3 protein-coding genes are annotated in these 13,610 nt (G+C 70.9%); all 3 read right to left on the bottom strand.

The genetic code is table 11. The features are described from left to right. Window positions 1–78 precede the first annotated feature (78 nt). Genes CCZ27_RS20680 through CCZ27_RS20670 form a run of 3 tightly spaced genes read right to left on the bottom strand, consistent with a single transcriptional unit; the run spans window position 79 to window position 13,324 of the window. A complete protein-coding gene (locus CCZ27_RS20680; protein WP_096451361.1) occupies window positions 79–486 on the bottom strand; it encodes a hypothetical protein in 408 nt (135 codons plus the stop codon). Window positions 487–495: 9 nt separating this feature from the next. Beyond that, window positions 496–11,628 (bottom strand): two-partner secretion domain-containing protein, encoded by an 11,133-nt coding sequence (locus CCZ27_RS20675; protein WP_096451359.1) that lies wholly within the window; start codon window positions 11,626–11,628, stop codon window positions 496–498. A gap of 13 nt (window positions 11,629–11,641) precedes the next feature. Beyond that, window positions 11,642–13,324: a ShlB/FhaC/HecB family hemolysin secretion/activation protein gene (locus CCZ27_RS20670; protein ID WP_232516484.1), complete on the bottom strand. Its 1,683-nt coding sequence runs from the start codon at window positions 13,322–13,324 to the stop codon at window positions 11,642–11,644. Window positions 13,325–13,610: the final 286 nt, after the last annotated feature.

Raw genomic sequence — 13,610 nt, 5'->3', positions numbered from 1 at the left:
TTCAACATTACAGAATGAATACCGCTTTCATGCCTATCGCCATTAGACTGACGGCTACCACATGCGGAGTAAGAGACATCAAGTGAACTCAACCTTGCACTCTGACAAACGAAATAAGCGTCCGTCTGAAATAACAAATTGATCGCCCTCTATTCGAGCAAGAAGCAAACCAAGTCCTTTGGCACCTTCTTCTATATCCCTTCTCCAGCCGTCAATATCACCGTGATATACAATTGCATGAAAGAGTGGGCCACTTGGCGGCGTAATGTCACACCCTGCTTCATTAACACCGCCGCTAGTTGCATAGGGAAGCTTAGTAAAGCAAGTTATGTTCTTGAACTGTTTCCGGAACTTATTTTTTCCATCGTCAGAAAAATAAATGGCCTCGCGAGTGGGTATGCCATCTGTCCCAGGAATAACTCTGGCATTTTTCCTTTCTAGTTTCCCACCAAGTATTTGCTCTAGCTCCCTTAACTTATCACTCATACCATCACCTCAATTCTTAACTGGAGTAATTACGAATTTAAATTTTTCAACACCCGCATCGGTAAAAATCTTAGAGTAGTGATTAGCTAGCTCTAAGCTGTTCGTATGATATATGACACCACCCTCAAAGCTCGCAGAGTATTTCTTCGCCTGCTCCACCATGTTGGTTTGCTCTGCAACAGACCAAGGCTTTGAGCCTTGAGAACCTATGGGGTTTCTAATCGAACCTCCCCAGTCTTCTACAAACTTAGCCTCAACAGCCGTTCGTTTCCCATCCAGGATCGTTACGGTATCAGCAACCCCATTGACACGCTTTCCATCTACGATCGTTGTGTACTGGCGGTCAGCATACGAGACATTTTCATACTTTTCCCGAACGCCACTTTCATAACTCTTTGCCTGATCGATGGCCCGCTTCCCACTAATGACTACGGGACTGGTGGTTTCCAGCACCGTATCTGCACCTTTCACTCCATCAACCATTTTATCGGCCGGCACATCGTCCACAACCTTTGCGGAGTTCTTGATAGCGGCCTCCACATCACCCGCCCTTTGCGCCGCACTCTCCAGTGCATCCGTCATTTGGGTGGTCTTTCCCGCCCCCTTCAACGCCTTGACGGCATCGCCAAGCGGCCCGGTCACAGCCCCAAGTACGGCCAGCGAGTAATCCCCGAGGGTGTTCGCTTCGGCAAACGCCTTCAGATCACTCAGGATGGGCGTGAAATCGAGAAGGACGCTGCTGATCAGCTCCTTCTGCGATTGCAGCCTCGCCGCGCACTGGTTTGCGCTCAGGTTCTGGCAGTTGCCCTGCTGCCAGAGCGTGAACTCCCGTGCGGCGTCCTCTGCGCGCTGGATCTTGGCGGCGGTGTGCTGGACGTTGAGATTCGTCTGCTGCATGGCGAGCAGCGCACGTGCATTGCCTCCCGTGTTTTCCAGCGTCTTGAAGACGTCGTCCTCGATCTGCTTGGCCCGCTCGATCTCCGCCAGATGCCCGTTGACGCATTCCAGCGTGACGCAGGAGGCCAGCGCGTCGTTGTTCCGGGTGGAGACCGCCTCGTAGCGCTGGCTGATCGCGCCAAGTTCGGCAGCCGAGCACTGCCGCGCATTGCAGTCCTGGATTTCCTTGCGCAGCGCCGTGAGTTCGTCGTGGCGCAGGTAGTTGTACTGCGTGTCGGACAGCGCGATGCTCGCGGCCAGCCCCGGATCGCCGCCCGAGAGCGCCGTCGATACCGCGCCGACCAGTTGCGAAGCGATGCCGAGCAGTTTCGGGTCGCGGTCGACCAGGGGCGCGAGCCTGTCGATCAGCGCCTCGTTGGCGCCGGCCGCCAGCGCGCCGGTGGCGAAGTCCCCGGTGGCCGCCTGGCTGATGAGCCCGCCCACCAGCGCTTTCACCGCGACCTTCTCGATGCTGCCTTTTTCCAGGCCGAGATTGCCGATTTCGTTGAATGCGAGCGTGGAAACCACCTGGACGGCCTGCTGGGCCAGGGCCACGCCGAGCTTCTCCTGGAAGCGGCCGCCGTTGATCGCCGCATCGACCCCGGCCGAGATCACCGCGGACCCGCCGGTCTGGACGGCGAAGCGGCCGATGGCCGCCAGCGTCTCGAAGCTGCTGCTGGCACTGGCCGCGGCCTGCGACGCATCGACGGCCGCCGCGGCATTCCCGGCGGCACCGAAATAGCCGTCGATCAGCCCGGTGGTGAGGTCGGTCACCAGCATGCTGGTGAGGTAGCTTTTGAGCGCGCCCGCCGACAGACTCTTTTCCAGCGCCTTGCCGATGTCACCGCCGTTGTTGAAGGTGTGGATGGCCACGTTCGAGGCGGCCGAGGTCGCCACCGTCGTCAGCACGACGTTGGCCCAGCCGGCGGAAGCCCCCGCCGCAGCGGCGGTGGCCGGCACCGCCGCGGCCATCGCGCCACCGACCGGCGCGCCCGTGCCGATCAAGGCGCTCAACTGCGGCCCGACCACCGCCGTCACCACGATCGCCGTCACCAGCGTCAGCCCCGGCCCCATGCCCGACTGGCTGTACTGGAAGCGCTCGTGCACCTCCTTCACGCGCTGCCAGTCGATGTCGCCGCGGCGCTCCATCTGCTTGAGCCACGCCAGTTGCGGTTCGGCTTCCGCCAGCGCCGTGATGGTCTGCGAGACCGTCTGCGCATTGACTTCGGGGACGTCGATGCGGATGTGCTGCGCCGCCCGGATCGCCAGTTCGCCCCCGGCGATCAGTTCGCTCTGGCGCAGCGTCTCGTCCGTCTTGCCCTTGCCCTTGGCCGAGGTCCACGCCCAATCGCTGTCGCTCTTCTCGTGGATCGCCTGCTCGAAGTCCTTCGCACCCTCGAAGGCAATCCCGCCGCCGGCATCCAGCGTGAGGTCTTGGCCGCTCTTCAGGTTCGCCACTTGGTAACGCTGGTCGCCGCCGCTCTCCACCGTCAGATCCGTGCCGGCGGAAACGCTGCTGCCCACCTGCGTGACGACGTTCACTTCGTCATGCCGCGTGCGCCTGCTGCCGAAACCGCCTTTCGACTTCTTGTCGTAGAGGAACGCGTCCTGATCCGTCTGCGCCAGCAGCGCGACGTCGCGGCCGGCGTAGAGGTAGGCTTCCCGGCCCGCGCTCGCGGTGCTGGCCACCAGCGTCAGGTCCTGCCCGGCCGCCAGCGTGAGATCACCCCCGGCCTCGACCTCGGCGGCCTGCTGGCGCACCGTGCGCGTTTCCTGATGAAGCTTCTTGCCGCGGCGCCTGTCGCGTTCGTCCTCGTGCGACGCGTCGGCCGCCGAGGACAGCGTCAGGTCGTTCCCGGCCAGCAGCGTCGCGTCGCCCCCGGCCTCGACCCGGCTGCCGATCACCGACAGGTCCTGGCCCGCCACCGCGGTGAGATCGCCGCCGGCGCTCACCGCGCCGCCGTACTGGGTCACGCTTTCGATCCGGTGCGTGCGCCGCCTGGTGCGCAGCAGGCTGTCGTCGCGTTCCTCCGCCGCGGCGATGACGAGGTCGCGGCCCGCCGACAGGTCCAGGTCGGCGATCGCCGAGATCACGCCCCCCAGGTTGTAGAGATCGCGCCCGGCCGACAGCGACAGGCTGCCCAGCGCTTCGATGCGCGCGGCCGAGTCGGCCAGCCCGACGGTGAAGGTGAGGCGGCTGGCCGTGCCGTCGACGTGGGTGACGGTGCGCTCGTTGATGAGGTCGCCGTCCAGCGCGGTGACGTCCACGTCGCGCCCGGCGAGGATGCCGCCGCGGGTGTTGGCCACGCTGTCCCCGCCCAGCACCGACAACCGCTCGCCCGCTTCCATCAGTCCGGCGTTGAGCACCGTCGTGGCTGACGCCGACAGGTCCCCGGTCGCCCTCAGCGTGCCGCGGTTGGCGAGCGTGCCGCCGGCGATCAGGTCCAGGTTCTGCCCCTGGATCAGCGCCCCCGTGGGGCCCAGCCGGCCTTCGGCCTGCGCCAGGTACAGCACCGGCGCCAGCACGCGCTCGCCATTGACCTCGACGGTTTCGAGCCACACGATGTCGTGCGTGAGCGCCGCCACCTGTCCAGCCGTCAGGCTCACGCCCACCGACAGGTTCAGCGCCGCCTTGCTGGCGAGGGCGTTGTCCATCAGGTGGCGGTAGGTCGCCTCGTCCGAATCCAGGCCGGCCAGGAAGCGCTGCCCGGTGCGCGCCACCACCGCCTGCTGGACCAGCCGCTGTTCGTACAGGCCGTCGCCCAGGCGGCGCCAGGCCGTGTCGCCGTCTTCGCCCAACCGGCCCAGCAGGTAGTCGGAACCGAGGAACGCGGTGAGTTCGGTCAGGGCCGGGTTGGTTTCGATCAGGTATTTGTGCGGCTGCGCGACGGTATTGACCGGTACGCCCTGGGCGCGCGGCAGGGGCGTACCGCTGTCGGCGGCGGGAGGCTGCGCCGGCGCGGCACCCACGCCGCCCGCGCCCTGACCGGCGTCGGCCGGCAGCGGCGTACCGCCCACGGCCAGGTCGCCCAGGCGCACGTCGCCGGCCTGCACGCCGGGGACGGCCGGGCCGCGCTGCACCGGTTCGAGCGTGGCGCCGGACAGGGTCCAGTCCTGCCCGGCCGGCGCGGCGCTCGCCCGGGTGTCGCGGCCGGCCTCGCCGTTCAGGCGGAACAGGCCATTCTGCCCGCTGGGCAGGCTGAAGCCGGGCAGCGTCAGCGGATTGACCTGCTGCTGGGCGAGGTCGGGGGGAAGCTGCGGGTTCAGTTGGACGACGGTGGTCGCGACTGCGGCGGGCGTGGTGTCGACCGTGGGCCGGGTGCCCGGCTGGGAGGCGGTGCCGGCGTTGATGACGCCGTTGTTCAGGTTCTGGCTGGCGGCGATGGCCACGTTGCCGCCGGCCTGGATCACCGCGGCGTACCCATGGCCGCCGCCGGTGGCGGTGGCCACTTCGACGTCGCTGGTCAGGATGAGCGAATCGAAGTCAGCCGGAAGGGGGAGCAGGTTGTTCGGGTCGTATTGGGATTGCGCCGGTTCGAATTCGGCAAGCAGAGCAAAGCTCGTTCCGAATTCGAGGAGCCTGGTCAGGGTCTTGCCGGTTTCCATGTCGAAATAGACCAGTCGGCGATAGTCGACCATTCCAACATCCGGAATCCACATCCGCCCATCGACCCATTCGCTCCTCGCCAGCCTCATGTCCCCGACGCCGTTGACGTAATAGATATTCGGGAAATCCGCGTTGTTGTACTCGTTGTAGGGAATGACGTTGGCCTTGATGAAGCGCTTCACCACGCCGTCCTTGACCTGATCGTGCCCGCCGTAGATGCGGGTGCGCTCGATCGTGCCGCTGAGCCCGCCCTCGTTGCTGAACTGCGCGGCGTCGATGCTCAGGTCGCCGCCGGCCGCGACCGTGCTGAGCCGGTTGACGAAGGTCCCGCCCACGAAATCGAAATGGCCGCCCGCGGTGAGGCTGGCTGGCGCCTCGGCCTGGACGCCGCTCTGGTAGGTCTCCCGGACGTAGTAGTCGACCGTGTAGTGGTCGTTCGAGCAGTCGAAGCAGCGCACCGCGATGGCGCCCGAGATCAACTGGCGCTCGGTCTCGACGGCATCGGCGGTGTTCTCCAGCGATAGCGCGCGGAGATGCATGTCGCCCGCGCTTTCGATGGTGCCGGACGGGTTCTCCACCGCGGTCGCGCTGCCGCTCCCATCGACACTGGCGATGCCCAGGTCGCCCAGGCTGTAGACGTCCGCATGACGGTTGGTGAAGCGGCCCACCCGCAGCGCCATGTCGCCGCCACTGAAGATCAGCCCGCCCTCGTTGAGGAGCGCCGGCGTGCTCAGCGTCAGCCGCCCGGCGCTGCCCAGCGTGCCGCGGTTGGTCAGCGCCGCGGCGCTCAGCGCCATGTCGCCGGCGGCGGTGATGCGACCGCGGTTGTCCGCCTGCCCGCCCAGGGCGAGCACGGCCTGGCCGCCGCCGGCGATGGAGGCCATGTCGGTCAGGTCGAGGCGGGCGGCGGCCAGGCTCAGGGTGCCCAGGCTGGTGAGGCGCCCGCTGCCGCCGTAGCCGCCGGTGAGCGTCAGCGACAGCGTGCCGTCGCTGGCGATGAGGCCGTCGTGGGTCCAGTCGGCGCCGCTGCCGGTGAAGGATTCGGTGGCCAGCAACTGGCCCCCGGCGCTCTGGCTGAGGGTGCCGACGTCAAGCCTCAGGCGGGCGGCCTGCAGGACGCTGCGGTTGTGCCAGGTGTCAGCCACGATGTCGAGGCCGCCGCGGGTGACGAGGGTGCCGCCGGCCTGGGCGATCTGCGCCGGGGCGAGGCGCAATTCGCCCTCGCCCGCGTGCAGCAGGCTGCCGCCTTCGTTGGCGAGGTCGCCCACGGCCAGCGTGAGATCGGCGTTGGCGGTCTCCAGCGCGCCGTCGCGGTTGTCCAGGCTGCCGGAGAGCCGGAAGGACGTTTCGCCCTCGGTGCCCAGCGCGCGCAGTTGGCCGCCCTGGTTGTCCACGTCCGTGCCGGTCACGGCGAGCGTGCCGCCGCTCTCGACGAGGCCCTGGCGGTTGTCCAGCGCGCCGGACAGCAGAAGCGCGATGGCGCCGGCGCCGAGCCGGCCGCCGCGGTTGTCGACGGCGCCGCCGGCGAAGCGCAGCGTGTCGCGGGCGTAGAGCACGCCGTGCCGGTTGTCCAGCGCGGCGGCCGACAGGCGGGCGTCGCCGCCCAGCGCGTGGATTCGGCCGCCGTCGTTGCTGAGCGTGCCGGCGGCGAGCGCCAGCCTCTCGCCCTGGATCAGGCCGCCCTCGCCGTTGTTCAGCCCGCCCGACAGCACCGTGCGCACCCACCCTTCGATGCTGGCGAGCGTGCCCTGGCGGTTGTCGAGGTGCGTGGCCCGGACGTCGACGTCGCCGGTGCGGCTCACCACGGTGCCGCCCGCGTTGCGCAGGTCGCCGCCGAGCACCAGGGCGAGGTCGCCCTGGCCCTGCAGCGTGCCGCCCGCGTTGTCCAGCGCACCGGCGGCCAGATGCACGGTGGCATCGCGGCTGTCGATGAGACCGTCGTCGCGGTTGTCGAGCAGGCCGGCCACGGCAAGGCCGAGCGCACCGTTGGCAGCCAGGGTGCCGCCGGCCGTGTTGTCCAGGGTGGCGGCGTCCAGATCGAGCGTGCTCCGGCTGGCGAGCGTGCCGCCGCGGTTGTCCAGCGCACCGGCGGTGATGGCCAGCGGGCCGCCGCTGGCGAGTTGGCCGCCGGCGTTGCCGAAGGCGCCGCTCAGTCCGAGCCGGGCGGTGGCAGCGGCGCTGATCCGGCCGCCGGCGTTGTCCACCGCGCCGCCGGTCACTTCCAGCGCCTGGGCCGACAGCACGAGGCCGCCGCGGTTGTCCAGGCGGGCCGCGGCCAGCGCGAGCGCGGCGCCGCTGTCGATCTGCCCGCCGCGGTTGTCGAGGGTGTCGTCGATGGCGAGGCGCTGCCCGGCGCCGCTGGAGAGGAGGCCTTGTTCGCGGTTGTCCACGCCGGCCGCGGCCAGTTCGAGCCGGCCGGCGGCCGCCAGCGCGCCCTGCCCGCTGTTGAGCAGTTCGCCCGCCAGCGTCAGCGCGAGGTCGCCGCTGCGGCTGGACACGGTGCCGAACTGGCGGTTGTCCAGGTCGCCGCCGGTGAGCACGAGGCCCAGCCAGCCCGAGAGCAGGCCGCCCTGGTTGTCGGTGTCGCCGAGCGCGAGCGCGAGCCGGTCGCGGCTGATGAGGCGGCCGGCGCGGTTGTCGAGGGTGGGGGCGGACACGGTGAGGGCGCCGAGGCCGGAGATCTCGCCGCCGCGGTTGTCCAGCGCGCCCAGGCTCGCCAGGGCGAGGGCGCCGCGGCTGCCGATGAGCCCGCCCTGGTTGTCCAGGCCGCCCGCACCCAGCGCCAGGCCGAGGGCGGCTTCGCCGATCAGCACGCCGTGCTGCTGGACGAGCGTGCCGAGCGAGAGCTGCATGTCGCCCCTGGCGGAGACTTCGCCGCCGGCGCTGGAATCCAGGTGCGCGGCGCCGAGGGCCAGGCCGCCCTGGCTGTTCACGAGGCCGCCGTCGCGGTTGTCCAGGGTGTCCGCCACCACCGCGTCCAGGGACTGCCCGGCCAGCAGGCGGCCGCCGCGGTTGTCGAGGTGGCCGGCGGCGAGATCCAGCCCCTGGCCGGCCTGGATCAGGCCGCCGGCGCGGTTGTCCAGCGCGCCGGCCACCGTCAGGCCGAGCTCGCCCCGGGCGTGGAGGGTGCCGCCGGCGTTGTCGAGGCGGCCGGCGGCCAGCGCCAGGCGGCTGGCGCTGATGAGCCCGTGCGCATTGCCGAGGCGGCCGTCGATGCGCAGCGCGAGGCCGGCCTCGGACAGGAGGCGGCCCTGGGCATTGTCCAGGGCGGTGGCGGCCAGTTCGAAGCCCGCCGCGCTGGCGATTTCGCCGCCGCGGTTGCGGACGGCGCCGAGGTGTTGCAGGACGAGGGCGTCGGGGGCGCGGATGAGGCCGTCGTCGTTGTCCAGGTCGCCGCCGTGCAGGTCCAGGGTGAGTGCGCGCTGGCTGAAGAGTTCGCCGCCGGGCTGGAGGAGGCCGCTGGCGCTCAGGGCCAGCGGGCCGGCGCTGGCGATGCGGCCCGCAGTATTGGTGAGCGCGCCGGCGACGAGGTCGAGGCGGCCGCCGGCGGTCAGGTGCCCCCGGGTGTTGTCGACGGCGCCGGTGCCCAGGTCGAGCGCGCCTTTCGCGGCGATCCGGCCTTCGCGGTTGTCCAGGCCGGCGCTGCGCAGCCGCAGCGCGGCATCGGTGAGGAGGTAGCCGCCCGCGTTGGACAGGGCGCCGCTGGCGCTCACGCGCAGGTCGCCGGCGCTGGAGAGCGTGCCCCCGAGGTTGTCGATGCGCACGGCCGAGAGCGTCAGCGTGCCGTCGCTGTCGAGGCGGCCGCCGGCGTTGTTCAGGCTGCCGTCCAGGGGAGCGTCGCCGGCCACGGCGGCGAGGTCGACGGTCAGGGCCGTGCCGCCGGCGAGCGTGCCGCCGTCGTTGTCCAGGCGCGCGCCCGTCACCCGGGCGGCGTCCCGGCCGTGGATCAGGCCCTGGTTGCGGTTGAGGAGGTGCAAGACGTCCAGGTCGAGGCCGGCGGCGAGCAGGTGGCCGGCGTCGCCATTGTCCAGCCGCCGGGCCTGGATGGCGGCGGCGGACCGGGTGGAGAGGTCGCCGCCACGGTTGTCGATGGCGTCGATGGCAAGCCGCAGGCCGCCGTTGGCGGCGACGCGCCCGCCGCGGTTGTCGAGCAGGTGGCCGGTGAGGGTGAGCGCGCCTTCGGCGAGCAGTTCGCCGTCCGCCTGCCACAGTTCGCCGATGGCGGCGGCGAGGTCGCCGCGGCTGGCGATGCGCCCGGCGGCGTTGTCCGCGCGGGCGGCGGCCAGCTCCAGGCTGTCGGCGCGGATGAGGCCGTGCGCGTTGCCGAGGAGGTCGTCGAGGCGCAGCACGAGGCCGGCGCCGGACAGCAGGCGGCCCTGGGCATTGTCCAGGCCGGCGGCGGCCAGCATGAAGCCGGCCACGCTGGAGATCTCGCCGCCGCGGTTGCGGACGGCGCCGAGGTTCTTCAGGGTCAGGGCGCCGGCGGCGTTGATGAGGGCGCCGTCGTTGTCCAGGTCGCCGCCGTCCAGGTCCAGGGTGAGCGTGCGCTGGCTGTAGAGTTCGCCGCCGGGCTGGTCGAGGCCGCTGGCGCGGACCGCGAGCGGGCCGCCGCTGGCGATGCGCCCGGCGGCGTTGGTGATGTGGCCGGCGGCGAGCGTGACGCGGCCAAGGCCGACCAGGCTGCCGCCGGTGTTGTCGAGCAGGCCGGTGTCCAGGGCGAGCGCGCCTTGTCCTTCGATGCGGCCCTGGCGGTTGTCGAGACGGGCGGCGGCGATCTCCACGGCGGCGTCGCCGGCGATCAGGCCGCCGGTGTTGTCCAGGCTGCCGTCGAGGCCGTCGCGCGCGGCCAGCCGAATCCCCAGCGCGCCGTCGCTGGCGAGCGTGCCGCCGGCGTTGTCCAGGCGGGCGGCGGCCAGCTCCAGGCCGTCGGCGCGGATGAGGCCGTGCGCGTTGCCGAGGAGGCCGTCGAGGCGCAGCACGAGGCCGGCGCCGGACAGCACACGGCCCTGGGCATTGTCCAGGCGGGCCGCGGCCAGCATGAAGCCGGCCACGCTGGAGATCTCGCCGCCGCGGTTGCGGACGGCGCCGAGGTGTTCGAGGACGAGGGATTCGGGGGCGCTGATGAGCCCGCCGTCGTTGTTCAGGTCGCCGCCGTCCAGGTCCAGCGTGAGCGTGCGCTGGCTGTAGAGTTCGCCGTCCTGCTGGATGAGGCCGCTGGCGCGGACCGCGAGCGGGCCGCCGCTGGCGATGCGCCCGGCGGCGTTGGTGATGTGGCCGGCGGCGAGCGTCAGGCGCTCGGCCGCGGTGAGCCGGCCCCGGTCGTTGTCCAGGCGGGCGGCGGCCACGGTGGCGTGCCGGTCGGCGACGAGCCGGCCGTCGCGGTTGTCCAGGGTCTGGCCGGCGTCCGCCTGCAGGTCGCGGCTGGCGAGCAGGCTGCCGCTGTTGCGCACGTTCTGGCCGGACAGGCGGAGGTCGCCGCCGGCGTTGCGGCTGTCGTCGGGGTTCACGCCCGCTTCGACGTGGCCCGGGTTGGCGAGCGTGCCGCCGCTGGCGAGCACGACGGCGTCGCGGGCGGCGAGCGTGTGCAGGTTGGTGAGATCGCCGGTGGCGGCCAGGTCGAGCTGCGTGCCCGCGTACAGGCGGCCTTGCGTTTCGAGGCTCGCGGCGCGGGCGGCGATGCCGGCCGTGGCGGCGGCGTCCTTGATCGTGAGCCGGCCGGCGGTGTCGATGCGGATGTCTCCAGCGCTGGCGGCCATGTCGCCGGCAAGACGCACGCCGACGCCGGCCTCGGTGCCCAGCAGCACGATGCTGCCGGCGTACATGCCGCCGAGCGCGGTGCTGTCCAGCGCGAACAGGGGCGGGGTGCCGTCGGGCGCGAGCGCGGTCGCCGACAGCGCGTCCGCGGCCACGTCGTTGCGGCCGGTGACGAGGTTCAGCCGCTGGGCGTGGAGGGCGGCGTTGATCCGGGCGCTGCGGGTGACGAGGTCGAACTGGTCGAGGTTGCCGGCGTTGAGCCCGGCGCCTTCGATGGCGATTTCGCCGCCTTCGACGCGCAGGCCCGCCAGCCGTCCGTCCTCGATCCGCGGCGTGCCGGTGGTGAGCGTCACGCGCGGGGTGTTGAGAAAGCCGCAGCCGTCGCAGGCGAGGCCCCACGGGTTGGCGACGACCAGCCGCGCGGCCGGGCCGGCGATCTCGGTGTAGCCGGCGAGCGTACTCGGCCGCCCGCCGGTGACTTCATTCACGATGAGGCTGGCCGCCGTGCCGCCGAGCCGGGCGTTGCCGACGATGAGCCCGCCCAGTTGGGTGGGCTGCGTGGCGCCGGGGGCGTTGTTGAGGATGAGCCCGGCGCGGCCGACGTTGTAGTCGGTGAAGCGGTTGTGCGAGAGCCCCCGGGCGTTGGGCGCGGCGATGTCGACCACCGGCACGCCGTTGCCCGCCGCCCCGACCGTGGTGCCGCCGCCGGCCGCGGTGACCTGGGCCAGCGCCGGGCCCAGCGGGTTCATGACCAGCGTGGCGCTGAGCACCCAGGCCAGGGCACTGCGGGCCGGGCTGGGCAGGTTCATCGGCATGTCCGGAGCGCGGGCGGCGGGCTTCTTCATGGCGGCGGTTCGGTCAGAGGAGGAATTCGAGGCGCACGTGCAGCGGGTGCTCGCGCTGCGGCAGGGCGTCCGGCCGGGCGAGGGATCGGGCGGCCGTGACGCTCGCGCGCAGGTGCTTGCCGCGCGCGGAGAATTCGATGGCCTGGCCGCTGAGGCGGCCGTGCTGGCCGCTGGCGCGGTTGTGGCGGTCGCGCTCGATCACGCCCGTGTCCCACGCCAGCGCGATGCCGAACTCGGCGAGCACCGCCGGCAGCCAGGCCGAGGCCCCGGCGCCCAGCGCGTCCGGCGCCACCGGCACTCGCCAGCGCAACTGGTTGCGCCAGTAGCCGCCGCTGTCGCCCGACAGGGACTGGTCCTGGAAGCCGCGCACCGATCCGGGGCCGCCGATGCTGATGCGGCGCGGGCCGTGGAGCACGTCCTCGCTCTTCTGGAGGAAGGCGAGGCTGTCGAAGGTGAAGTCGTGGCCGGCCAGCGCGAAGGGCTGCAGGAGGCTCGCGGCGAGGGTGTATTTGTCGTATTGCGCGCGCGGTCCGCCGGGCGCGGGGTGGCGGTCGGCGAGCCCGCCGAAGGCGTCGATCCCGCGCTGCCAGCCGAGGTCGAGGTTGACGAAGGCCGAGCCGATGCGCTGGCCGTGGTTCAGCCCCAGCGCGGCTTCGCTCAGGCGCTGGCTGCTGACGTGCAGCAGGCTGCCCTCGACGTAGTTGCGCGCGTCGATCCGGCCGACGGCGAGATTGACCGCGCTCTTGCCGGCGGCGTCGCGGTGCAGCAGCCGCTCGGCCTTCAGCTCGTGGCTGCGGCTGTTGCCGGAGAGGTCGAAGGGAAAGCCGGTCGTCGCGTTCACGCTGCGGTACCGGCTCTGGCTGTGGGTGTAGGAGAAGGTCCATCCGCCCCAGGGCAGGCCGTAGTGCAGGAAGCCGTTGCCGGAGGCGCGGGTGGGGACCCGGTCGATGTTGGCGCCGCCGCGCACCGCGAGCTGGTCGGCGAGGCCGAGCGGCGAATCCAGTTCGAGGCCGGCCGCCCATTGCTGCCGGCCGGTGCTGCGCTGGCCGTCGTCGTGGCGCGACAGGGACAGGCGCCAGGGCTTGTCGGGCCGGTTGGCGATCACCGCGTGGCTGGCGCCGACGGCGTCGCCCGGGATCAGTTCGACGCTGGCGTGGTTGGAGGGCAGGCGGTTCAACTGGTCCACCAGTTGCTCGAGTTCGCGCAGGTTGAGCGGTTCGCCTTCGCGCCCGGGGAAGGCGATGCCGAGTTCGCGCGGCGTGAGGCCGCTGTCCGGCCCGGGCCGGAGGCTTTCCAGCCGTCCTTCGACGACGATGACGGCGAGCGTGCCGCGGCCCAGGTCCTGCTCGGGCAGGTAGGCGCGCGAGGTGACGTAGCCGCGGTCGAGGTACCAGTCGGTGATCCGCCGCAGCACGGCGTCGAGGTCGGCGGTGGTCAGGCAGCGCCCTTCGGCGGGGGCGACGAGGCGCCGGCGTTCGTCGGCGTCCGGCAGCGTGGCGCCCTCGAGTTCGATGCGGCGGATCTCGAAGCAGGTGCCGGGTTCGGCGGCGGGCGCGACGGGGGCGGGCGCGGCACCGGGCAACCGGCGCAGTTCCTGCAGGCGCTGCTGCTGCTCCTGCAGCAGGCGCTCCTGCCGCTCCCGGTTGAGGTCGAGATCGCCGGGCAGCAGGGCCTGGGCGTGCAGGTGGGGCGCCACGCCGGCCAGAATCAGCGGCAGGAGCCGGCGGAAAGCGCGGCCAAGGCAGGCACGACGTGAGCGGCGCGGCGAAAGCATGACGATGGAGAAGCGTCCGATGTCGATGGGAAAGCGGTGTCGTTTCTTGACGAACGGGCGACGGGGGTGGCTTCCATGGCCTGCCAAGGCGTCCAGTCATTGCCTTGGCATGGAACCGGAGGCGCGTTTCCCGCGGGTCATTCCGTCCGCGGGGCGCATTCTGGCGTCTCGCCCGCACGGCGATGTTTGCCATCCGGCTCGGTTTCTT

The organism is Thauera sp. K11, assembly GCF_002354895.1.
Lineage (GTDB): Bacteria > Pseudomonadota > Gammaproteobacteria > Burkholderiales > Rhodocyclaceae > Thauera > Thauera sinica.
Note: the sequence above shows the minus strand (reverse complement) of the source record. Positions and strands in the feature narration are given on the sequence as shown.